Raw genomic sequence first — 25153 nt, 5'->3', positions numbered from 1 at the left:
TTTCAGCCCCTCATTAATACAAGCGTTATTGTATTAGTATTGAGGGTTTTCGTTTATTTTAAACAATGAAATTTCGAAAATAAAAAGCTCCTTCCATTAAGAAAGGAGCTCAAAGGCACGTGCTGGCCAATCGGTAATGATGACATCAACACCATAATCAATCATAGTTTGTAAATCTTTGTATTCGTTAATTGTATATGGACGGAAAACATATCCTTGCTCTTGTGCTAACTGCACAAATTCTTTCGTTAATAACTGGAAGTTTGGATGTAATCCACTTGCTTCTCTATGTTTTGCTTCGGAAATTGGATCAGTAAGTGGTGTATCATATAAAATTGCTCTTGGGATTTCAGGAGCAATTTCTGCTAATAATGAAACAGAGTCATGGTTAAATGATGAAAATACAATTTGATTAGAAAGATGATATTCACGCACAAGTGCAACAGCTTTTTCCTCAATATTTGGGTAATGAATAACATCTGTCTTTAATTCAATATTTAGTTGTAAGTTCGTTGTGGAAAGCCAAATGAAAACCTCACGCAACGTTGGGATTTTTGCTTCATGGAAAGAAGGGTCTTTATAGCTACCAGCGTCCAATAATTGTAGTTCCTCTACCGTTTTTTCAGAAACAAGTCCAACGCCATTTGTTGTACGATCGACGGTTTCATCGTGAATTACGACAAGTTCACCATCTTTTGATAAGTGGACATCGAGTTCAATTCCGTGAGCACCAATGCGTTCTGCTTCTTGGAAGGCAATCATCGTATTTTCGGGATGTGTTCCTTTTACTCCGCGGTGAGCGAAAATAAGTGGTTTACTCATGTGAAATTCTCCTTATTATCTCTTTTCTTTTATTATGAAACTGCTTTAGGGAAAATACAATTGAATATGACAAACATTTACAAAAGTCTAACAGTTGCAGAAAAGTTAACGTTAACGTAAAATGTAATAATCAAGTGAAGGGAGGAATAAACATGTATAAAATTGATGAAGTAACAAAGCAAGTCGGTTTAACAAAACGTACACTTCGTTATTATGAGGAAATTGGTTTAATTCATCCCCCAGAACGTAGTGAGGGAAATATCCGTCTGTATACGGATGAGGATATTGCCAGAATTAAAAGAATTGTAGAAGCGAAAGAAGTGCTAGGAATCACACTTCAAGAAATGCAGCATTTCTTATCACTAAAAGAAAGAATGGAGCAAAGAAGAAATAGCGAAAATCCTCGTGATCGTGAAGTGATTCAAGAAATTAAAGATATGCTTGAAAAACAAGTGCAAACGTTAGACGAAAAAATGGAGCAAATGCAACGTGTAAAGGCAGAACTAGAAGATAGTTTACATCGTGCAGTAACATTTTTAGAGAGCACAAAAGGAGAGTAATCAAAATGGAGAGCAAACAAAAACTAGGGAGATTGATTACAGTGGTGGCTACCTTCCTTGCCTTTTCGGGTATAGGAGTAGTCGACCCAATTTTGCCGATTATTGCAGAGAAAATTGGTGCATCGCATTGGCAAGTTGAAATGTTATTTACCGCTTATATTTTAACGATGGCAATTATGATGTTACCAGCTGGTATATTTGCATCGAGATTTGGTGATAAACGGATGATGACAATCGGTCTTGCGATTGTGACTGTATTTGCGTTTATATGTGGTATGTCACAAACGATTGCTCAATTATCTCTTTTCCGCGCTGGATGGGGATTAGGGAATGCGATGTTCTTCGCGACGGCGATGACTTTATTGATTGCATTAAGTAAAGAAGTTCATGAAGCAGTAGGATTATACGAAGCAGCTATCGGCTTAGGTATGGCTGGCGGACCGTTATTAGGCGGGATATTAGGTGGTCATTCTTGGCGTTATCCGTTTTTCGCGACGAGTATTTTAATTTTCTTAGCATTTATTTTAGTATTCTTTTTTGTAAAAGAACCAGAACGAAAAGTGAAGCGTAAGGCTGCTGGCGTAGGGGAATTACTTAACCTGGTGAAGTATAAACCATTTATGCAAGGTGCCATTTCAGGGATGCTATACTACTACGGATTTTTTGTCGTGTTAGCATATTCACCACTTATTATGCATTTATCAGCTATTCAATTAGGCTTTGTATTTTGCGGATGGGGACTCGCGTTAGCTTACGGTTCTGCAATTTTAGCACATAAGCTAGAAGGGAAATATGAACCAATAACATTATTGAAGGGTAGTTTACTCGTATTTGCGATTTTCTTAATTGCACTATTCTTTGTGAAAATTATGTGGTTACAAATTACTCTTATCGTTTTATCAGGATTGGCGTCTGGCTTAAACAATGCATTATACACAAGTTATGTAATGGATATTTCACCTTATGAAAGATCTGTTACGTCAGGTGTTTATAACTTTGTTCGTTGGTTAGGTGGTGCGATTGCTCCGATTTTATCAGGAATTATCGGTCATACTGTTTCACCACAAAGTCCGTTTTTAGTAGGTGGAATTGTGGTGTTAGTTGGTTGTATTATGATCCTAATTCCAATTCGTAAACCAGTAGAAATAGAGACAAAAGCCCTTTCTTAAGAAAGGGTTTTCTTTCCTTTTACGGTGCAAACCCTTTCCGCACATATGTTAGAACCCTCTGACTAAAATATATTTTCGGTATTTTTGTACTTTTAACTATACATTTTGGATGTTTTGTTTTATTTTTGTTAGGGGACATTAATGATGTCCCTATTATAAATTTGCATTGAAAGGCGTGATTGTACGATGGAACTATGGTTCACTGAAAAACAAACAAAACATTTTGGGATTACGGCGCGTATTAACCGCACATTACATACGGAGCAAACAGAATTCCAAAAACTTGATATGGTTGAAACGGAAGAGTTCGGAAACATGCTTATTTTAGATGGCATGGTTATGACAACAGAAAAGGACGAGTTCGTTTATCACGAAATGGTAGCGCACGTACCTTTATTTACACATCCAAACCCTGAAAACGTATTAGTTGTTGGTGGCGGTGATGGTGGTGTTATTCGTGAAGTGTTAAAACACCCAAGTGTAAAGAAAGCAACTCTTGTTGAAATCGATGGAAAAGTAATTGAGTACTCTAAACAATACTTACCATCAATTGCAGGCGCATTAGATAATGAGCGTGTAGAAGTAAAAGTAGGAGACGGTTTCCTACATATCGCAGAAAGCGAAAATGAATACGATGTAATTATGGTAGATTCTACTGAGCCAGTAGGACCAGCAGTAAACCTATTTACAAAAGGCTTCTACGCTGGAATTTCAAAAGCGTTAAAAGAAGATGGTATTTTCGTTGCACAAACGGACAACCCTTGGTTCACACCAGAGTTAATTACAACTGTGTTTAAAGACGTAAAAGAGATCTTCCCAATCACTCGTTTATACACAGCAAACATTCCAACTTACCCAAGTGGTCTTTGGACGTTCACAATTGGATCTAAAAAACATGATCCATTAGAAGTAAGTGAAGAGCGTTTCCACGAAATCGAAACGAAATACTACACAAAAGAATTACACAATGCAGCATTCGCATTACCGAAATTTGTTGGCGATTTAATTAAGTAAGAGAATTGTATCAAACAAATAAAGTGTAAGTAGCTCATTTAAGGTGTTTGTCCAGAAGACTTGAACATGCTAGCTACTTACACTTCTGTAGAGAAAATCGTCTTCTTGTTGTTAAAAAGAAGACCCGGTAAATCGAGAAAGAGGAGCAATTCGCTCCAAATTTGAGAAATAGTGAAAGGTTGGGATACCTTAAGTTCCACATAAGGAGGAAAAGAATATGCGTTTTGATGAAGCTTATTCAGGTAAAGTATTTATTAAAAGTCATCCAAGTTTTGAAGAGTCAAAGGTAGTTATTTATGGGATGCCTATGGATTGGACAGTAAGTTACCGTCCGGGATCTCGTTTTGGCCCTGCACGTATTCGTGAAGTATCAATCGGTCTTGAAGAATATAGCCCGTATTTAGATCGTGAACTAGAAGAGGTAAAATATTTTGATGCGGGTGATATCCCATTACCATTCGGAAACGCACAACGCAGCTTAGACATGATTGAAGAGTATGTATCAAAACTTTTAGATGCCGATAAGTTTCCACTAGGTCTCGGCGGTGAGCACCTAGTGTCTTGGCCAATTTTTAAGGCAATGGCAAAAAAATATCCGGATTTAGCAATCATCCACATGGATGCTCATACTGATTTACGTGAATCGTATGAAGGGGAGCCTTTATCCCACTCTACACCAATTCGTAAAGTGTGTGATTTAATTGGTCCGGAAAACGTATATTCTTTCGGAATTCGTTCTGGAATGAAGGAAGAATTTGAATGGGCGAAAGAAGTAGGTATGAACTTATACAAATTTGACGTATTAGAACCGTTAAAAGAAGTATTACCGAAACTTGCTGGCCGCCCAGTCTATGTCACAATCGACATTGATGTATTAGACCCAGCTCACGCTCCAGGAACAGGAACGTTAGAAGCTGGCGGTATCACATCTAAAGAATTATTAGATTCCATCGTAGCAATTGCAAATTCAAATATAAATGTAGTTGGAGCAGACTTGGTAGAAGTAGCTCCAGTCTACGACCATAGTGATCAAACACCAGTCGCAGCAAGCAAATTCGTGCGGGAAATGCTGCTCGGTTGGGTGAAATAAAAGTGAAGCCACCGATCATTCTAGCCACTGCAGCTAGATAAAATAAAAGCCCTCTATATGATTAGAGGGCTCTTATTTTTTCGTTATGTGTCGGTAAGTCGATATATTAAAAAAACCGCCGATATAATTTCATTTACTGTTACGCAACACAAAAAAGAGCTATTCCTAAACGATGGGAATAGCTCTTTTTCTTATGCAACCTTCTCTTCCGAAGTAACTCCGCGAATTTCATCAGCAGAGCGGATCGGATATTTACGGAACACAATAGATCCGATGTATCCGACAATAGTGGTAACGATCCCACATAATATAGCAGCAATTGTTACTTTTACAACGTCATTAAATCCGAATAAGACAAGAAGTCCTGGGATTGGTGATGCTGTTCCTGGTGCATTATTAACGAGCTGGAACAGAGAGGTAATAATACCAGCAAGTGCACCGCCAACGAAGTTTGTCGCATAAATTGGAATCGGATTTGCTGAAACAACATCGGCTTGTGTTAAAGGCTCGATTGCTACAGCAATTGTATCTTTCTTTGAACAAATTTTTAAGCGTTTAAAGAAAATAAAGTTCATTGGGGCTGAAGCTGCTACAGCCAGACTACCAATTGCCATTGGTAAACCTGTTAATCCAAGCATTGCAGTTAGTGCCATAGAACTCAGTGGAGAGGTAGAAATAACTGTTATTAATCCACCAAGCATAATACCCATAATGATAGGACTTTCTGTAGTTGCAACTGAAATCATAGAACCGATTTTACCAAGTGTGGCGTTAACGAGCGGATCCATAAGCATTGCCATTCCGCGTGAGATTGGTGCAGCGATAAATAGGATTGCTAAAAATTCCACACCAGCTGGTAATTTCTTTTCGAGAAATTTCACGACGAAGGCACAAACGTATCCAGCGAAAAATCCTGGTAAAATACCAAATCCACTAGTAGCGATACCAATTAAAACAGCATATACGGGGGAAACACCGATTGCTAATGCGACTAAAATCGCTGCTGCGACACCGCTCATACTACCGGAAGCTTCTCCTACTGATTGTAAAAAGTCATTATGAAACATTTCTCCACCTATATAACGGTGAAATGCTTCAATAAGAAAACTTGCAATTGCTGCATTAGCTAAAGCGCCCATCGCCTTCATTCCGTAAGGCGCACGGTAACTGAAAAGTGTAAATAGACAAAGTACAACAAGTAATAGTGCTAAACCTTGCAAGATAGCCATTTGAAAACTGTCTCCTTTGATTTTTGTAATAAAAATTCGTATCATTCAATAATAATATAAAAGTGTATGAAACGGAAAAATTTTTTCTTGGGAACTGGTTGTAAGAAAAAATCCCTTACAATAATGTAAGGAAAGTGTAAGACTTTTAGATAGAGTATAGTATGCTCTTTTCCGTATAATACAAGTATAGATATAATACTAGCGAGAAAGAAGTGCAAACAGGAGGTTCATGTATGAAATTGGTAATTAAAGTTTTAGCTGTATTCGCCATTATTCTAGGTGGAACAGCGTATTATTTGAACACAAAAACAGAAGGTGTACATGCTTTTGTAGACAACTTCTTTTCAAATAAAGAAATACAAGATTATTATGCGGTTATAGATAAAGGTGAGAAAAAAGACGGAGAATACTTGTATACTTTTAAAGGGTATACAGAAGATGGAAAGTTACAGGTTATTAAAAGAATGATGAACCGTGAATTGCATACGGGGGCGTTTATAAAAATTTATGCAAAAGGTATGCAAGGAAAAGGATGGGCTGAAATCCCGAAAGAATCCATTCCGCAAAAAGCGTTGGAAAAAATAGAAAAACCATAAAAGGAGCGACTCATTCGCTCCTTTTTTAGTACGTTAAAATAGTGATAGATGTCTTCTCTTTGTGAGAAATAATTTTTGCATGTCCACCAATTGGAAAAGTGAAAATCGGGGTTGTATGCCCGAAACTTGCGTTTGCAATGATAGGGATATGTGCAAGTTCAGGTTTTGAACCAATCATTTCTTGAATGTCTTCTATCGTACATTCTGCACCTTTTTGCATCTTTCCTATAACGATTCCCTTTATGTATTCAAAACCTTGCTGCTGCATAAGGGAATGTAAATAACGATCAAAAGTTTTAAGAGTAGATGTTCCAGTTAAACTATCTTCTTCAATAAATAAAATTTTCTCCTTTAAATTTGGCATATATGGTGTACCTTGCAGTAAGTTAAATGTGCTCATATTGCCACCGATAATATCTCCCGTAGCTTCTCCTTCTTGAATTGAAACATATCCTTCATTTTTAATAAATTCTCGATTTTCCTGATCTATATACCAAGAATCATCGCTCCATGTTTCAGATGGAAGGACTTCAATAGGCTCATTAGAAGTTAAGCACTTTAAAAAGTAATCGGTTGTATACCCGAGCCCTTTCTCCATTCCAAACGAAGAGAAATGGGGTCCTGAATATGTAACAAGCCCTGTTTTTGCGTAAATTGCATTATTTAAGGCAGTAATATCAGAATAACCACAGAAAAATTTCGGGTTTTCACGAATTAAATCATAATCGAGATGTTTCAATAAACCATTTGAGTTGTATCCGCCAAGTGTAGTCAAAATAGCTTTTACATTAGAGTCTCGAAATGCTTCATGGAGGTCTTGAATGCGGGAAGAAATAGAGGAGGAAGCAAATCGATCTATCTCATCAGCATATTTTGAGAATGTAACTTGAAAGCCCATGTCAGTTAATCTTTTTATAGCAAGTTTTCTATTTTCATTTGAAACAATACTTAAACTACACGATGGTGAAATCACTCGTATTTCAGCACCCTTTTTTAACTTTGTTGGTATCACTACATTCACCTCTTTAATTGAAAGAATATTTAGATTTAAAAAATATTTTATCATATGAAATAAAGTAGAAGTGAATTATTTTTTGAAATGGAGTTTTCCTGATTTTTCAGCAGACAGACAGAGTCTTTTTTTGATATGATAGGAAAAGTGATTTATTATAAGTAGTATTTAATATCTATAACATTTGAAAGGTGTGCAAGACGTGGAGAAACAACTTGCAGGCTTGCCGGTACACGTTCATTTCGTAACAGAAATCCGTGAAGGGGCGAGGAAGGAAACCGTTGCTTTTGAAGCAAATGGTCAATACTATGTAAAAGGTCAAGGTACATATGTAACATTCCAGGAGCCGAACGAACAAGGCGAAGTGAAAACAATTATTAAAATTCAAGATGAACAAGTTCTCATTATGCGTTCAGGTGCTGTTTCTATGCGTCAGACGCATGTGAAAGGTGAATGGACAACTGGTACGTATACGAGTGAACTTGGTACGTTTGCATTGCAAACAAAGACTGATAACGTTCTTTTTAAATGGTCGGATGAAAAGAAAAAAGGACAACTCTTCTTAACGTACGCATTGCTTCTAAGTGAACAAGAAGCTGGCAGATATACTATTACAATTAATTTGAAGGAGGCAAAATAATGAATTCCTTAGAACAGGTAAAAGGATTGATTAAAGAAGAAATTCAGGCTGCTGTATTAAAGGCAGAATTAACGACAGAAGAACAAATTCCAAACGTTGTATTAGAATCTCCAAAAGATAAAACAAATGGTGACTTCTCTACAAATATGGCAATGCAACTTGCACGCGTTGCGAAAAAAGCACCTCGTATGATTGCAGAAGAACTAGTTGCAAACTTCGATAAAGCAAAAGCTTCTATTGAAAAAATCGAAATCGCTGGTCCTGGTTTTATTAACTTCTATATGGATAATAGCTACTTAACAGATTTAATTCCAACAATCGTAAACGCTGGTGAAGCTTACGGTGAAACGAATACTGGTAAAGGTGAAAAAGTACAAGTTGAGTTCGTATCTGCGAATCCAACAGGTGACCTTCACTTAGGACATGCACGCGGTGCGGCAGTAGGTGACACTTTATGTAACCTATTAGCAAAAGCAGGATACGATGTATCTCGTGAGTACTACATTAATGACGCTGGTAACCAAATTCATAACTTAGCTCTTTCTGTTGAAGCTCGTTACATGCAAGCTTTAGGCTTAGAAAAAGAAATGCCAGAAGACGGATACCATGGTGCGGATATCATTGGAATTGGTAAACGTTTAGCAGAAGAATTCGGTGATCGTTATGCGAAAGCTGATGAAAAAGAAAGCTATGAATTCTACCGTGAGTACGGTTTAAAATATGAATTAGCAAAACTTCAAAAAGACTTAGAAAGCTTCCGCGTTAAATTTGATGTATGGTTCTCAGAAACATCATTATACAAAAACGGGAAAATTGATCAAGCACTTGCTGTATTAAAAGAGCGCGACGAGATTTTTGAAGAAGACGGTGCAACTTGGTTCCGTTCAATGACTTACGGTGACGATAAAAACCGTGTATTAATTAAAAATGACGGTTCTTACACATACTTAACGCCAGATATCGCGTATCATCGTGATAAATTAGAGCGTGGTTTCGATAAGTTAATTAACATTTGGGGTGCTGACCATCACGGTTATATTCCACGTATGAAAGCTGCTATTCAAGCACTTGGTTACGATAAAGACACGCTTGAAGTAGAAATCATCCAAATGGTACAACTATACCAAAATGGTGAAAAAATGAAGATGAGTAAGCGTACGGGTAAAGCAGTTACACTTCGTGAGCTTATGGAAGAAGTAGGCGTGGACGCAATGCGTTACTTCTTCGCAATGCGTAGCGGTGACTCTCATTTAGACTTCGATATGGACTTAGCTGTATCAAAATCTAATGAAAACCCAGTATACTATGCACAATACGCTCACGCTCGCGTATGCAGCATCCTTCGCCAAGGTGAAGAATTAGGATTAGCTACAGGCGGAGACGTTAACTACAAACTTGTTACTTCTGAAAAAGAAGTAGAGTTACTGAAAAAACTTGGTGAATTCCCAGCGGTAGTTGCGGATGCAGCACAAAAACGTCTACCACACCGTATTACAAACTATGCATTTGAATTAGCAGCAACATTACACAGCTTCTACAATGCAGAAAAAGTATTAAACCAAGATAATTTAGAATTAAGTAAAGCTCGTTACGAGTTAATGAAAGCAGTACGCACTACACTTCAAAATGCATTAGCAATCGTAGGAGTATCTGCACCAGAAAAAATGTAATTAAGAAAAGCGGAAGCGGCTCGTTTAGAATAGGAGGGGGATGGAGCTCCTGACAGAGAGGCGTACTTTACCTCGGAGGAAGGCGCGAAGCCACCGAGTATTCTAGCCGTTGGAGCTAGACAATAAAGAAAAGCGGAGCCGACTGTTTAGTCCCGAAGGCTAAGGTTCTTTCCCACAGAAGATGCATTTTATCTTCTAGTGGGGAAGGTTCTTAGACAGAAGGGGCTAGGAGGCAGAGCTGGACATAAAGAAAAGCGGAAGCGGACTTTCGTTTTTAAATAAAAGGCAATCACACGATGTTGTGATTGCCTTTTTATGTGGAGATAATAAAAAAATAAAATTTTATCAAACAAAAAGGGAATTTGCGTCGTCTTATATAAATGACAGGAGGCTTATGATGGAAGAAAAGGTAGAAGAATTAATTGATATATATAAGAAGCAAATATATTCCTTATGCTATAAGTTAGCAAAGACGAAAGAAGACGCGGAAGATATTTTTCAAGAGACATGGATAAAAGTTTTTTCATCGCGGCACCAACTTTCTTACGTGGAGAATTATAAAAAATGAATTACTACAATTTGTGTTCGTACGTTTTATGATTTTTATCGTAAGAAAAAAAGGTGGAAAGATCAAATATTGGATTTGTTTCATAAAGAGGATGGTGGAGAAATAGATTTCGCAGATGATGTGAATATATCAGAAGAATTTATTCAAAAAGTGGAAGCGGAAATGATACGGGAATTTATACAGCTATTGAATGAAAAATATAAAACCGTGCTCGTACTCTACTATTATGAACAATACTCTTATAAAGAAATGAGCGAAATATTAAATACACCGATTGGTACGGTAAAGTATCGGCTTAATTATGGGAAAAAGAAAATGCGAGAACATTTGGAGGGGTTCGTTCATGAAGGAAGATAAATTTGAACAGAAAATAAAGAGCAGTTTAGCAGAAGAGATAACTCCAAGCGAAGAGCTAATAAATAACACGAAGCAGGGCGTGCGAAAGGCTCAGAAGTTAGAGAGGAAATGGATGATTTGTATTCACACCATTTGGATTGTTTTGCTAACAATTGTTATAGAACAATTTGTCACTCATTTGGATTATAAAATTCCTATGTTAATAGCCATTGTGATTATGATGCATGTATACATTCCGATATATGTTGTAATACAGTCATTTTTAAAGAAGGAGTATAAATTACATGAATGAGTTCGCTAATCCGTTTGTACTATTTGAAGTAGCTGGAGTGACGATGTTTTTAGCTTTTATAGCACTTTTAATATGTGTTGCATCATGGGTATATACAGATGCTAAAGCACATCAAATGAGTAAAGGATGGAGTGTCTTATCGGTTATATTTCCATTTTTTATCGGTTTTTTGTTATATATGGTAAGAAGAAGTAAAAAGAAAGTTGAAGGAGAATATAAGATGAACTTTGTTAAAAAACAGAAAGTAACATTAGTTGCGATATTGGCAAGTACAATGTTTGTATTACTTAGTGGTTTTGCTTTTGCACAAACGTTAAATGACGCGTGGAAAGCAGGAGATATATATTTAGAAAATGAGAAGCAAGGGGAGACAAGTTACGAGGCGAAATTCTCATCATGGGATATTGCCGGTAAAGATATTGAACTTCAGTATGAGAAGGACACAGAAGTGACATTTTCTTATGAGACAGATGCAAAACGAGGGAACTTATGCTTTAGCGTGTATGAAAGACGAGGAGAAGGTATAAAAGAGTTAAAGGAAATCTGTGAATCGAAAAAAGGTAGTTTTACAGTTACTTTAAAAGCAAATGAAGAGTATGTATTGAATATAAGTGGATTAAAAGTGAAAGATGGATTCGTAAAAGTGAATTGGCAAGAGAAATAAAAGGGGCCCTATAAAGGACCTCTTTTTTATTGAATAGTATAAGTAACAGAAAAACTAACAGGACTATAGTAAACGTAAGGTGCATGAAATTGAACATACATATTTCCATCTGTTTTTGCAGTGAAAATTCGGCCGTAACCATCAGAATAACGTCCAATTAGGTTATGATTTGAGTCATAAACACTGTAACTAGGAGTTTTGCTGTTAGGATGAATTGTTAGTTCTTGTCCTTTTTGAAGGAAAATAGGTTCTTGTTCAGAACTACCTCCAGTTTGCAAAGAATAAAATTTTGTAAAGCTTTGTTCTTGAGCGGCAGCAGCGACTTTTGTTTCAGGAATAAACGCAGTAGCTCCAGTAATTCCTGCTAAAGTTAATGCACCTGCTAAAATCATTTTTTTCATAATAGAAAAAGCCTCCTTATTAGTTGTAATCGGTGTTGTTACAGTTAATATTGTATACGATAATGGGTAGGATAAAATATGCTTTTATGCATATATATTTTTTCTCAATAAAAGACCACTGATAAAATCAGTGGTCTTTTAAATGATTAAGCAGCTTTCTGTTCAGTTTGAGGAACAGGTTTTTGAAGCGAGTTATAAACTCCTGTTCCGATAACGTCTAATGCCATTCTCATTCGTTCAGGTGAAATGTTTTCTAATACGTTATCTTGAGGTGTATGGTATACCTTCTCAATATGATAGATTAATGGATTCCAACTATCGACACCCATCCAAATGAATAGAGCAGCAGGAATACCAGCTTCAGCAAATGGAACATGATCACTAGAACCGAATTTACCTTGTAGGACGAGGTCATTATTTAGTTGTTTACCTGCTTGCAAGGCAGCGTCTGTTACAAAGTTTGTAGAGCCATCAGGTGTCATAGCGTATAAATTCTTTGCTTTATCATAATTTGTTGCAACCATGTCGGCGTTAAAGACACCTAAAATACGGTCGCGTTCTTTCTGGGATAGACTATTCACGTAATAATCCGAACCAAGTAATCCAGTTTCTTCAGAACCAAAGGTAATAAAGCGAATTTCTTTATCAGTTTCTACATTTTGAAAAGCACGAGCTAGTTCTAATACTAATCCAGTTCCAGAAGCATTATCATTTGCGCCAGGTGCTCCGACAACACTATCATAGTGCGAGCTTACAACGACTGCTTTCTCATTACCTGTACTCTTTTTTGGTTTCTTTTTGGCGATAACATTTAGAGATGTTAATTTAGATTCATGTCTCGCTTTTAGGGAAAGAATTGTTGTCCCTTTTTTAGCGATTTCTTCTTTAAATGCATTTCCTTGCGCATAAGCAAGACCAAAGACAGGGATAGACTGCTTTTTCGTTAGGCGGGGATTGAAGGTTTGTCCATAATTTCCGCGTCCGCCAATTAAACTGTATAAAAGAACACCTTTTGCACCTTTGCTAACAGCATTTTCAACTTGCTTATTATAGTCTGTAACTGTCGTTCCTCTTTCAAATAAAACAATTTTACCGTTTACTTCATTTGGAATATCTTCTAATTTTGTCCCACCTTGAACAAAGATAAGGGGAGCTGTAACAGCTTCTGTAGAAATGAGTGCATTAGGAGCAGCACCAGCTTGCCAATTACGTTTTGTTGATAGTGGTGATTCAATGAATCCAACGTATTGATCGGGCACCTGAAATGGTTGATATTCTACGTCATAGCCCATTGATTTAAGCTGCATACCAATGTAACGAGAAGCCCATTCTTCGGATTTTGTTCCACCGGGGCGAGGACCAATTGTTTCAGATAAGAAACGAACATGTTCAATCGCGCGGTTTGGATCAATCTGTTTTGTAATAGATGGAGTTTGTGTAACCTCTGACGTGGAATCCGCTTTTGCTTGCCCAATTGGAGCTAAGCTAACAGCGAGTGATACAGCAAGCAAAGAGCTTACTATTTTTTGTTTCAATGATTTTCTCATTTTTTCCTCTCCTATTCTTCTATTCTCTGTGACTGACAAAAGAAGACGGATAATGACTTTATTTTACCTTCGAGTCTTTTGTTTTTCAATATTCTGACATTGAGAAATAAAAACAATATATGCATATTTGCATATTTTTGAGGAAGATATGTATGCTATCATTTTAAACGAAGGTTCGCTTTCTACTCTGAAAGCTCCTACATTGCATGAATCTAGTGTACCCAAACTTTAGATTATGTAGAGAAATGGAACCACTGTAGGGTTTCATTTCTCATGTTTGAATCAGTTGATGGTAATTATGTTTCCGCATTTCATAATTATTATCAGTGATATATGTAAGGCATCCATATGAAAATAAGAGGCTGTTCAAAGGTTTTCCGTACTTTTGGGCAGCCTCACCCCGTTAAAAGGACGATACTTTATGTATCGTCCTTTTTGTATAAAAAAACATCCAATCAATTGAGAGATTGATTGGATGTGAAAAAATTATTAATAATTTTTTTTGCGTTTTGTAGCCAAAATACTTAATAATCCAGCTAGTAGAAGAAGGATACCTACTGTTTGTGTAGGGTCTTCTTTATGACCTGTATTTGGAAGGTGTTTATCCGTATTTCGATCATCTTGCTGTTTGTTATCTGTTTTATTCGATGTTTCTTCGGAAGTTCCGTTTTCGTGTTTCTCAGATGTTTCATTGCCTTTGTTCTCTTCTTTATTTGGAGGAGTAACTGGCTTGTCATCTCCACCTGACGAAGATTCAATCTTTTTATTTGAAACTGTAATTTGTAGTGGTGTAGCTTGGGCTTTATCAATTGTAAAGTTTATTGGTGATGCATCTAATTGATAGCCTTTAGGAGCCTGTGTTTCTACTAATTGATAATTACCAGGTTTCAAATCATTTACGATTACTTTTCCGTGTTGGTCTGTTTTTAAACCTTCTCGGATGATTTTTCCATCTTGGTCTAAAATATTGAAAATGGCACCTTCAAGTGTTCCATGGTGATCAATATCAACTTTAGTTAACTCAATTGAACCTGTTGTTAAACTATTTAAAGCTGTAACAGAGGTAATCTGAGATTGTCCTTTCGTAATTGTGAAAGGAATTGGTTTAATGTTTAAATCATAGCCAGTTGGAGCTTTCGTTTCAATGAACTGATAATCTCCCGGACGTAAATCAGAAACAGAAATCTTCCCATCTTTATCAGTAGTTAAATCAGAACGAACATCCTTGCCGTCCATATCTACAATTTTAAAGATTGCTCCTTCAAGAGTAGTACCATCGATGTCATCAACTTTAGTTAATTCAACTGCGCCTTTAGTTAAGCTGTTAGTAGCAGTAACAGAGGCGATTTTTTCTTGTCCTTTTTTAACTGTGAACTTAATAGGTGTTTTGTTTAAGTCATAGTGTTCAGGAGCTTTCGTTTCGATAAACTCATAGTCTCCTGGCGGTAATTCATCCACAACTAAACGGCCGTTTTTATCAGTAGTTAAATCGGTACGAACATCGTGTCCATCCTTATTAACAATTTTAAATACTGCACCTTCAAGTGTTGTGTTTTGCTTGGCATCATCAACTTTAATTAACTCAACACTACCTTCCGTTAAGCTATTAATAGCTGTAACGAAGACATGCTTTGTTTGACTTCTTTCGATTGTGAACTTAATTGGTTCTTCATTTAAGTCATAATGTTTAGGAGCTTTTGTTTCAATAAATTGATAGTCTCCTGGTTGTAAGTCTTTAGCGATGATTTTTCCGTCTTTATTGGTAACTAAATTCGTACGAATGTCGTTACCGTTCAGATCAGTAATTTTAAATACCGCACCTTCTAGCATTTCTTTCTTATCTATAGAGTCAACTTTCGTTAATTCCACGCCACCTTTTGTTAGGCCATTCTTAGCAGTAACAGAAGTGTGAGTTAGTTGACTTCTTTCGATAGTGAAGCTAATAGGTGTTTTATTTAAATCGTAATCTTTCGGAGCTTTCGTTTCAATGAATTGATAGTCTCCTGGGCGTAAGTTCGTAGCAGTAATCTTACCATCTTTATCAGTAGTTAAATCAGTGCGAACAATTTTACCTTTCGCATCGATGATGTTAAACACTGCATCAGAAAGTTTTGTATCTGGATTTATATCATCCACTTTTACTAATTCTACAGCACCCTCAGTTAAGCTATTTGTAGCAGTAACTTGGAGCTTTTCTTTTTGGCTTTTCTTAATTGTAAACTTAATAGGTGTACTATCTAATTTATAGTGTTCAGGAGCTTTCGTTTCAACAAACTGATAGTCCCCAGGACGTAAATCAGAAACAGAAATTTTTCCGTGTACATCTGTTGTAAGCTCAGTACGAATGTCGTTACCATTCAGATTAGTAATTTTAAATACCGCATCTTTAAGAGCAGTACCCTCTACATCATCCACTTTAGAAAGTTCCACAGCGCCTTTCGTTAAGCTATTTGTAGCTGTAACGGAGATAGGATCAGCTTGGCTCTTTGTAATTGTGAATGGAATCGGCTCTTTGTTTAAATCGTAGTGTTTCGGAGCCGTTGTCTCGATGAATTGATAATCACCAGGACGTAGGTCAGAAACGCTAATTTTACCTTGTTGATTCGTAACAAGATTTTTGCGAATTACAGTACCATTCATATCCACAATTTTAAATACTGCGCCTTCAAGAGTAGTGCCATCGACGTCATCCACTTTAGAAAGTTCCACGCCGCCTTTTGTTAAACTATTTTTCATAGTAACGGTAGCAATATCTTTTTGGCTTTTTTCAATTGTAAATATAATTGGTTTTTTGTCTAAATCATAGTGTTCAGGAGCCGTTATTTCAACGAATTGATACGTACCAGGACGTAAGTTTTCGATAACGATTTTACCTTCGCTGTTTGTTTTTAAATCTGTTTTAAGTACTTTGCCATCTTGATCTAGTAAATTAAATACCGCATCGGCAAGTTTTGTTTGAGTGTTTAAATCATCAACTTTAAGTAATTCGATACTACCTTGTTTTAAGCTATTTGTAGCAGTTAAAGAAATAGCTTTCTTCTGTCCTTTTTCAATAGTGAATTTGATTGGTGTTTCATCTAAAACGTAATGCTTCGGAGCTTTCGTTTCGATAAATTGGTAATCACCAGGACGTAGGTCGTTAATTTCGATTATTCCTTGTTCATTTGTAACAAGGTCTTTATGAACTACATCACCATTCATATTAACAATTTTAAATACTGCATCTTTAAGAACAGTGCCATCAACATCATCAACTTTAGCAAGTTTAACTGCACCCTTTGTTAAAGCATTTGTAGCAGTGACATGAAGAGTTTCAGTTTGGCTCTTTTTAATTGTAAATACGATAGGATTTTTATCTAAATCGTAATGTTCAGGAGCAATTGTTTCAACGAATTGATACGTACCAGGACGTAGGTTTTCAACAACAATTTTACCTTCATCATTTGTTTTTAAGCCTTCTTTAACTAGCTCTCCGTCTGCATCTAATAAATTAAATACGGCGTTAGCAAGTTTTGTATTTATATCAATATCGTCAATCTTTGTTAGTTCAACGCTACCGTTTTTCAAAGCATTTTTGCCTGTAACATTGATCTCTTTCGTTTGACTTCTTTCAATTGTAAATGGAATCGTTGTTTCATCTAATACATAGTGCTCAGGAGCTTTTGTTTCAATGAACTGATAGTCTCCAGGGCGTAAATCAGAAACAGAAATTTTACCGTTTTTATCTGTAACAAGATTCGTATGAACTTCCTTACCATTCATATCAACAATCTTAAAGATTGCACCTTCGAGCATCGTACGATCGATGTCGTCAATTTTTGTTAATGTTACTGCACCTTTCTTTAAACTGTTAGTAGCAGTAACAGTAATATTCTCTTTTTGACTTTTTTCGATAGTGAATGGAATAGGGTCTTTGCTTAAGGTATAGTCTTTTGGAGCTTTTACTTCAATAAATTGATAGTCTCCAGGACGTAAATCAGAAGCAGAAATTTTACCGTTTTTATCAGTCGTTAAACCTTTGCGAATTACCTTTTTAGTATCATGAGCGTCAACGATTATAAATTCTGCACCTTCAAGAATAGTGCCATCAACATCATCAACTTTTGTTAAAGTGACGCCACCTGTAAGTAAACTGTTTTTTACAGTAACAGGGATAGGAAGATCTTCCTTACTACCTCTTTTAATTGTGAACTTAATAGGTGTTTTGTCTAATTTATAATGTTCAGGGGCTTTTGTTTCGATAAATTGATAATCCCCTGGTGCTAAATCAGGAATAACTAATACTCCGTAATCATCTGTTGTTAAATCTTTCATAATTTCTTTGCCAGTTGCATCTTGCAATGTGAATACAGCGCCGGCAAGAGCTTTACTACTTTCCACATCATCTTCTTTAATAAGTTTAACTTTTCCTTTCGTTAAACTATTTTTAAATGTAAGTGGAAGGAGTTTTTGTTGTCCTTTTTCGATTGTAAATTCAATTGGTTCTACATTTACATCGTAATAAGTTGGAGCCTTTGTTTCGATAAGCTTATAGTTACCAGGACGTAAGTCATCTACAACTAGCATTCCTTTACTATTCGTAACAAGGTCCGTACGAACATCTTCATTAGTATCTCTATTAACGATTTTAAATACTGCACCTTCAAGTGTTTCTTTTTCATCTGCAGCATTCACTTTTGTTAACTCAATACCGCCTTTTGTTAAGCTGTTTTTAGCGGTAACAGTAGCCTGAGTTGTTTGACTTTCTGTAATCGTAAATTTAATTGGTTTTGTATTTTTGTCGTAATACTTCGGTGCTGTTACTTCGATAAATTTATAATCGCCAGGGCGTAAGCCAGTAGCGATAGCTTTACCATCTGCACCAGTTTTTACATTTTTGCGAATAACTTTCTTTTCATCATTTGCATCAACAATTTTAAATACAGCACCTTCAAGAGCTGTACCATCGATATCATCAACTTTTGTTAATTCAACATCTCCTGGTTTTAAAGCATTTTCAGCTTTCACAAGTAGAGTTTCTTTCTGACTTCTATCGATTGTAAATTCAATAGGTTCTGCTCGTAAAACGTAATGTTCAGGAGCAGCTATTTCAATAAATTTATACGTACCAGGACGTAGGTTACTAACTTTAACTTTACCATGTTTATCAGTAGTTAAGTTAGTGTGAGGGGAAACGTTATTATTATTTGTATCGACAAGTTTGAATACAGCACCTTCTAGTGGTTTTTTCTCACCAAACTCATCAACTTTTAATAATTCAACCTCGCCCGTTTTTAAGCTGTTATTTGCCGTAACAGTAGCAAGAGCTTGTTGGCTTTTATCAATTGTAAACTCGATAGGGTTTGTACTTAACGTATAATCCTTAGGAGCTTCTGTTTCGATAAATTTATAAGCACCAGGCTCTAAATCTTTAACGGTAACTTTTCCATCTGAACCTGTTTTTATATTTTCACGAATTACTTGTTTCTCGTCATTCGCATCGACAATTTTAAATACAGCACCTTCAAGGGCAGTGCCATCGACATCATCGACTTTCGTTAAAGTGACACCACCTTTAATGAGGTGATTTGTCGCTGTAACAGTAAGTGCTTTCTTTTGACTTTTTATAATTGTAAACTCAATTGGTTTTTTATCTATGTCGTAATCTTTAGGTGCTTTTTCTTCGACAAATTGATAGTCTCCAGGGCGTAAATCTTTTGCTTCGATTTGTCCTTGATCATTTGTCGTTAATTTTTCATATCCACGAATTACTTTGTTATATCGATCGCGTACACTGAACTCCGCACCTGCTAAAGTTTTTCCAGCTTTATCGAATTTTGTTAAAATGGCCGATCCTGGAATCAAACTGTTTGTTGCAGTTCGGTTTATTACTGTTGTTTGATCTTCTTTGATTGTGAATTGTATAGGTGTACTGTCTAATTTATAATGCTCAGGAGCAGTTGTTTCTTGTAAGTAGTAAGTTCCTGGTTTTAAATTATCTACAGTAATTTGTCCTTGATTATTTGTTGTTAATTTTTCGTGTTCTGAAATTATTTTTTTGTCTTTATCAAGTAGTGTGAAAACGGCACCTTGCAGTGTGACGTTTTTATTCAGGTCATCAGACTTTGTTAAAACTACTTTACCGACAAACTTCTTATTTGCAAGTTTATATGTTGTAGTCTCTTGTGTACCAAGTTCAACAATTTTCCCTTGTTTTAAATCCCAGCTAATTACATAGCCTTCAGGAGCCTTTGTTTCTTTTAATAAATATTTATCGCGTTTTAAATTATTAAATTTAGCGATACCGTCTTTGTCTGTTGTAATTTTACGTATAACAGTTTTACCTGTACGATCGTATAAAGTAAATTCTGCCCCAGCTAATAGTGCGTTCTTATTGTCGTTATCTACCTTTATAATTTCAAGGTTTCCACGGCCTTTAGTAGCAGATCCTCCGCCTGAACCAGAAGACATTCTCACTTCAATCGTTTCAGTAGTTTCTGTGTTTTTAACTGTCAACTTATTGCCTGTGATTTTCGCTTTATTACTTACTTTTTCTTTATCGTCTGCATTAATAAGTGAGCGATATTCTAAAATATAAGCTCGATCAATTTTTTTCAAGAAGGCAATTTCGAAATGTTGCTTTCCGGTATTATTGTCTGTTGTTATTTTGAGTTTATAGTCTGTTCCTTCTTTTAATTCGTTTACTGTATCTTTTGTTAAATTTCCATATGGATCAACAGTTGTAGGATATAAGTGGAATGAATCTTCCACAATTACCTGATTTTCGGTTGGATCATCTGTTACAACGGCATCTGCAATGGTTGATTGGCTTTCGTTAATTGCGATACTCCAATTAATATAGTTGTCGTCTTGCACAGCTTTTTTAGTAACGAAGCTGCCACCTTTATTTATTTGAGTGTCACCTGTAAGGGTGTTTACGATTTTAGAGCCATCTTTTAAATCTGCCTCGTTTTTGTAGGTGCCTTGGATAAGTTCACCATCAAGGCTGGTTTTAAAGATAATATAGTAAGGTGAATTAATTGATTGTTTGAAATGAACCTTTAGGGTGTTTTTATTTTTCTCTGTAGGTTCTTCAAGTTCATATTTCTCAGTTGGTACAGCATTACCAGGTTGTGCATTATCAGGATTTCCATTTAGAATCATATCGCGCACTTCAATGGATCCAGGCACTAATTTTTGTTTATCTTGTATTACGTCTATAACATAAGGATCTTTAATCTCAACATTATTATAGTTAAAGCCTATTATCCAAGTAATTTCCTTCGTTTGGGCGTTATAAGAACCGTATTTATAACCATTTGCCTTTGTGAAAGTATCAGGATCGAAATTAGCTTCAACTTTATTTGATTGTGGATTAGAATCCGTATCTATCCAAGAAAGGTTACCTGTATTTTTAAATGAAGTTTTACCACTTTCTAGCTTTGTATAATCAAAGTCTGTCGTATATTTTACGACTAATGTCTTTGTCATATTAGACTGATACGTACCTATAAGAGTAATTTTGAAGCCTTTATCTGTTACATCTAAAACATAGTCAGTCCCAGCTTGAAGGGTATAATTTCCGTCTTTAATTTCTAGTTTCTTATCTTTTAATTGTAATCCACCATGATCAAAGGTGTCCGTAATAATCGCGTTGCTTAATGGGTAGTTGTTATTATTTACTATAATTGTCCAAGTTGTTGTTTTGTCTTTATAATTTGTTTCAGCTTTATTATTAGATTTAATAATATTTTGCTGCTTGAAGCTAGCTTCATTTTCTTTACTTGAATCATTATCAGCTGTAACTTTATTTTTTACTTTTCCATCTTCTATAACTTTATTAGTTGGCTTGGTTTTATAGGTAATCACATAAGCACTATTAATATCATCATTAAACTGTAAATCGAATCCATTCTTCTTGTTATTTACAGTGTAATTATTAACAGCGTCTCCTGTTACAAGCGTTCCTTTTTCATTATATGAAGCGTTTTTTACAACAATAGAATTTGCATCTAGTTCGTGTGTATCGTCAAAAATATCTTTTAAAATCGCATCAGCTTTTTTGATCTCTCTTTGATCACCATTGTAAGTAATTGTCCACTCAATTGTTTGCGTCTTTGGATCATATTTACTTGTTTTATTTAAGTGTGTACCACGAGAAACCGTTACAGTAGAACTTGCGTTTTGTTGCTTTTGATTATCACTCGTTATCGTAACGTTATTTCGGAAACTTTTAATATTTTCATCAGTAATTTTTGTGGCATATTCGATTTGATATGCTTTATTGATAGAATCTTTGAAAGCAATCTCCAATTTTGAGCCATCTGATGAAATAATATTGTAATCTGTTGGCTCAGCTTCTGCACCACGCGTTACATTCCCATTAACATCAACTTCTAAATAATAAACTTTAATAGAATCTTTATTTAAGCTTGTACCTTGTGGAATGTTATCTTTAAAAACAGCGTTTTTAAGGGGTTCTTTCGTTTTGTTCATCTCTACTTTCCAATTAATTTCATTTGTATTAATTGGTCTATCAGGTAAACCCTTTTTATTCGTAGCTGTTTGTACATTAGGCTTAAAGTCAACTGTAATAGAAACATCCTTATCTTTAATCGGGAAAGGAATTTCTTGTGTTGTTGTACCTTTAATTTCAGCTTTATTAAATTCTGTCTTTAATTGTAGGTTACCAGCAACATCTGGATGCTCTTCAACATAATCGTTGAATGTCATCGTGACTTTTCCATCTTTTGTAACAGTAAAATTACCAATTTGATGGTTTTCACTATCATATAAAGGACTGTTAATTGTATTGTAAATCTTAAAATGTTTAGGAAGATCAAAAATATAGTAATCTCCATTTTTCACATTCATTGATTTTAAAAGTTCCCATGTAAACTCAATATTGGCAGGGGAATCTGTACTTGGACGGTTATCCTCTGTAAATGGTTTTCCGTCTTTATCCGTCAACTTTACACTGGTTAAAATGTTTGTTGTTATTTGCTTTGGACCTGAATTTGTATTCTCAGCAGGGTCGCTTGCTAGCTTTTGTTCTGGATTGTCAGTAGCAATTTTAGCTGCTGGGTTTTGTTCCGGATTATCAGTGGCAGTTTTAGCTGCTGGGTTTTGTTCCGGATTATCGGTAACAGTTTTAGTTGTTGGGTTTTGTTCTGGATTATCAGTAACAGTTTTAGTTGTTGGGTTTTGTTCCGGATTATCAGTAACAGGTTTAGTTGCTGGATCTTGCTCCGGATTGTCAGTAACAGGTTTAGCTACTGGATCTTGCGCTTGTTTATTAGTATCCTGTTTGGTGCTATCTTCTTTAGAGTTTTCTACTTGAACAGGAACTGATATAGGCTGAACCATTGTTCCTAAAGGAAAAGCGATTTGAACTGATTTTTCTCCAGTTTTTAAAGTTGAGTTAAACACGGTATCAACTTTAATTTTTCCTTTAGCGTCTTTCAAATTTTCTACTTGATTATTAAATATTAATTTTAATTTATTATCTTTAGCTGTTATAAAATATTGACCAATATTTTTTTGATCTGTTACTAAATCTCCTTGCAAATCTTTAGATACTTTTAATGCAAGTGGTATTTGAACTATTGCTGTATCATTTGCGTGTGCAGCTTGTTGATCCTTTATTGACCAAGCGTATTCTACTTGAATGATTGATCCTATCTTTATTAAATTGTTAGGATTTTTTGCTTCGTCAATAATATGATTCGTTGCATCTTTCATTTCAACAGTGTCAAATAAGGAATCTCCTGTTAAGGTTTCCGCTTTTACTTGATTGTATGGAAAACTAGCAAGTTGCGAAAATAGTACGAATACAATTAAACATACATTGAAAATTTTTTTCATTTTTCCTCCTCTGAACATTCATTTGTCCATTGGGGACTTATTCCACATGAACAAATGGAATATTAAAAGTATTTGTTATAAGCTATTTATTTTTGCTATCCCTCCGTTTCTATACGCGTTCTCAGACAAACAGGATTATGTTCAAAGTAAAATTGTTTAACGTAAAACAAAATGTATATTTACACAGTTCTATGGAAATATACACAATTCGACAAAAAATGTCGAAAAAAATACTGATATAAAGAATGATATCAGACCTTTATATGTGAGATAGTTTTCATGTATATCTAGTAAAAAAGAATGGTTATAAAGGTAAGTTTTACGATACATACTAACCAATGTAGTGTATCCCTTTGTGAAGGCTTATTTTTGCCTTAAAGTTATGTGGAGATAAAAAGCTAGATAGGGTTGGTTTTGGTCAGAATGAAGACAATATGTACTTTGAAAATAGTCATTTATTTTGTCTAAAGAGAGTTGTGCGATTAGTGGACCGAAGTTGAAAGATGATAGTTTCTTACATTGTTAGAGGAATATAAGAATTACAGAATATTCGACTAACACGTTACTACGGTCATTTTTGAGACTGTTTAAACAATAAGAAAGAAGGTGTTTTTAGTTACAATATCTTTTTAGTAAAGATAAGCTTAAGTAACCTCCGCTAAAGATTATATACTTAAATGATAAAGAGTTCAACAGTAGTTCACATATTTTCCCAAAAATAAAAACGGCTGTTTTATGTGGAATAAATCTACAAAACAGCCGTTTTTGGTATTAGATTTCTGTTAAAATTATTGGTTCGCCGCGCGTTACGACAACCGTATGTTCACATTGTGCAACAAGACTTTTATCAGGTGTAACGAATGTCCAGCCGTCGTCACCACGTTCAATAATATGATCAGCTTTCATAGAGATGAACGGTTCTACAGCGATAACAAGACCGTCTTTTAGAAGCGCATTATCCATTGGATCATAGTAACTTAAAATGTGATTTGGTGCTTCATGTAAGCTAAGACCAATGCCGTGACCAGTTAAGTTTTGAATAACATTGTATCCACTTTTATGTGCGAAGTTTGAAACAGCACGACCAATTTGATTTTGTTTTGAGCCAGCTCTAACCTTTTTCATTGCTGCCCAAAATGCATCAACTGCTGCTTGGCAAAGCTTTTCTTTTGCTTCGTCTTCTCCAAGAACAAATGAGATACCTGTATCTGCATAATAGCCATTAAGTGCAGCAGATACATCGACGTTTACTAAGTCGCCTTCTTTTAATACGCGATCTCCTGGAATACCATGAGCAACTTCCTCATTTACACTAATGCAAGTTACACCTGGGAAATCATATTCTTTTTCAGGTGCAGAAATAGCACTATGCTCATCTAATACTTTTTTACCGATCAAATCAAGCTCTTTCGTTGTCATACCTGGCTTAGCTTCTTTTTTCATTTCTTCACGTGCAAGCGCAACGATGCGGCCGATTTTTCGTAAGCCTTCTAAATCTTGTTCATTACGAATAATCATGAAAACCACTGTCCTTCCTCGAATATATATCTTATCCGATTGTATCATGTTTATTTTCGTCCTGCTACTCGCTTGCGGTATGCGGGTTGATTCCTCTCATAAAGAATACATGACAATTGTCATATCGATGTCATGACGCATCATACTGTTTCCTAAGTTTT

General features: G+C 35.6%; 16 protein-coding genes and 1 pseudogene. 10 read left to right on the top strand and 7 right to left on the bottom strand.

Translation table 11 applies throughout. The features are described from left to right. Window positions 1-96: 96 nt before the first annotated feature. Complete coding sequence (locus tag C3Y97_RS27080; protein WP_000042779.1) at window positions 97-822, bottom strand: glycerophosphodiester phosphodiesterase; 726 nt, start codon at window positions 820-822, stop codon at window positions 97-99. A 152-nt stretch (window positions 823-974) separates the two neighbouring features. Between C3Y97_RS27080 and C3Y97_RS27075 the strand changes: the two genes are divergently transcribed. The 4 genes from C3Y97_RS27075 (at window position 975) to speB (ending at window position 4655) form a co-directional block, all read left to right on the top strand. Further along, entirely contained in the window at window positions 975-1382 is a 408-nt protein-coding gene (locus C3Y97_RS27075) for a MerR family transcriptional regulator (RefSeq protein ID WP_000276560.1), read from the top strand. Between the two features lie 5 nt (window positions 1383-1387). Further along, on the top strand, window positions 1388-2551 hold the full coding sequence (locus tag C3Y97_RS27070; RefSeq protein ID WP_136363721.1) for an MFS transporter: 1164 nt from the start codon (window positions 1388-1390) through the stop codon (window positions 2549-2551). Between the two features lie 186 nt (window positions 2552-2737). Further along, window positions 2738-3565 (top strand): polyamine aminopropyltransferase, encoded by an 828-nt coding sequence (gene speE, locus C3Y97_RS27065; protein ID WP_000424696.1) that lies wholly within the window; start codon window positions 2738-2740, stop codon window positions 3563-3565. A 217-nt stretch (window positions 3566-3782) separates the two neighbouring features. Beyond that, on the top strand, window positions 3783-4655 hold the full coding sequence (gene speB, locus C3Y97_RS27060; protein ID WP_001209831.1) for an agmatinase: 873 nt from the start codon (window positions 3783-3785) through the stop codon (window positions 4653-4655). 191 nt (window positions 4656-4846) lie between these two features. Here speB and C3Y97_RS27055 read toward each other — a convergent pair whose 3' ends face one another. Next, window positions 4847-5884, bottom strand: coding sequence for a PTS sugar transporter subunit IIC (locus tag C3Y97_RS27055; protein WP_000996319.1), 1038 nt, complete (start codon window positions 5882-5884; stop codon window positions 4847-4849). 233 nt (window positions 5885-6117) lie between these two features. On the opposite strand from C3Y97_RS27055, the gene C3Y97_RS27050 reads away from it, so the two are divergent. Then, window positions 6118-6480, top strand: a complete 363-nt coding sequence (locus tag C3Y97_RS27050) for a YxeA family protein (RefSeq protein WP_000779921.1) — start codon at window positions 6118-6120, stop codon at window positions 6478-6480. 25 nt (window positions 6481-6505) lie between these two features. Here C3Y97_RS27050 and C3Y97_RS27045 read toward each other — a convergent pair whose 3' ends face one another. Further along, the gene (locus tag C3Y97_RS27045; protein ID WP_000613226.1) at window positions 6506-7492 is read right to left on the bottom strand and encodes a S66 family peptidase; all 987 of its coding nucleotides are present in this window, start codon (window positions 7490-7492) and stop codon (window positions 6506-6508) included. Window positions 7493-7694: 202 nt separating this feature from the next. On the opposite strand from C3Y97_RS27045, the gene C3Y97_RS27040 reads away from it, so the two are divergent. The 5 genes and pseudogenes from C3Y97_RS27040 to C3Y97_RS27015 all read left to right on the top strand — a co-directional run bounded on the left by C3Y97_RS27040 (window position 7695) and on the right by C3Y97_RS27015 (window position 11683). Next, a complete protein-coding gene (locus tag C3Y97_RS27040; protein WP_000414867.1) occupies window positions 7695-8132 on the top strand; it encodes a YwiB family protein in 438 nt (145 codons plus the stop codon). Then, complete coding sequence (argS, locus tag C3Y97_RS27035) at window positions 8132-9802, top strand: arginine--tRNA ligase (RefSeq protein ID WP_136363720.1); 1671 nt, start codon at window positions 8132-8134, stop codon at window positions 9800-9802. The genes C3Y97_RS27040 and argS overlap by 1 nt, the downstream gene beginning before the upstream one ends. 397 nt (window positions 9803-10199) lie before the next feature. Then, window positions 10200-10727 (top strand): annotated as a pseudogene (locus C3Y97_RS27025) (RNA polymerase sigma factor). Beyond that, the gene (locus C3Y97_RS27020; RefSeq protein ID WP_000656684.1) at window positions 10714-11019 is read left to right on the top strand and encodes an ECF-type sigma factor negative effector; all 306 of its coding nucleotides are present in this window, start codon (window positions 10714-10716) and stop codon (window positions 11017-11019) included. The pseudogene C3Y97_RS27025 and the gene C3Y97_RS27020 overlap by 14 nt, the downstream one beginning before the upstream one ends. Beyond that, complete coding sequence (locus tag C3Y97_RS27015) at window positions 11012-11683, top strand: anti-sigma factor (RefSeq protein WP_136363718.1); 672 nt, start codon at window positions 11012-11014, stop codon at window positions 11681-11683. Before C3Y97_RS27020 ends, C3Y97_RS27015 begins: the two co-directional genes overlap by 8 nt. Before the next feature lie 26 nt (window positions 11684-11709). Here C3Y97_RS27015 and C3Y97_RS27010 read toward each other — a convergent pair whose 3' ends face one another. The 4 genes from C3Y97_RS27010 to map form a co-directional block, all read right to left on the bottom strand. Continuing rightward, window positions 11710-12084, bottom strand: coding sequence for a hypothetical protein (locus C3Y97_RS27010; RefSeq protein WP_000738221.1), 375 nt, complete (start codon window positions 12082-12084; stop codon window positions 11710-11712). A 146-nt stretch (window positions 12085-12230) separates the two neighbouring features. Further along, window positions 12231-13631 (bottom strand): M28 family metallopeptidase, encoded by a 1401-nt coding sequence (locus tag C3Y97_RS27005; RefSeq protein ID WP_001232218.1) that lies wholly within the window; start codon window positions 13629-13631, stop codon window positions 12231-12233. 489 nt (window positions 13632-14120) lie between these two features. Beyond that, window positions 14121-23474 carry a SpaA isopeptide-forming pilin-related protein gene (locus tag C3Y97_RS27000; RefSeq protein WP_136363717.1) on the bottom strand — a complete coding sequence of 3118 codons (9354 nt, stop codon included), beginning with the start codon at window positions 23472-23474 and terminating at the stop codon, window positions 14121-14123. 771 nt (window positions 23475-24245) lie between these two features. Further along, a complete protein-coding gene (gene map / locus C3Y97_RS26995; protein ID WP_136363716.1) occupies window positions 24246-25040 on the bottom strand; it encodes a type I methionyl aminopeptidase in 795 nt (264 codons plus the stop codon). Window positions 25041-25153 lie beyond the last annotated feature (113 nt).

Source organism: Bacillus sp. DU-106, from assembly GCF_004799705.1.
In the GTDB taxonomy this organism is placed as follows: Bacteria; Bacillota; Bacilli; order Bacillales; family Bacillaceae_G; genus Bacillus_A; species Bacillus_A cereus.
This window is presented reverse-complemented; position numbering and strand designations above follow the sequence as displayed.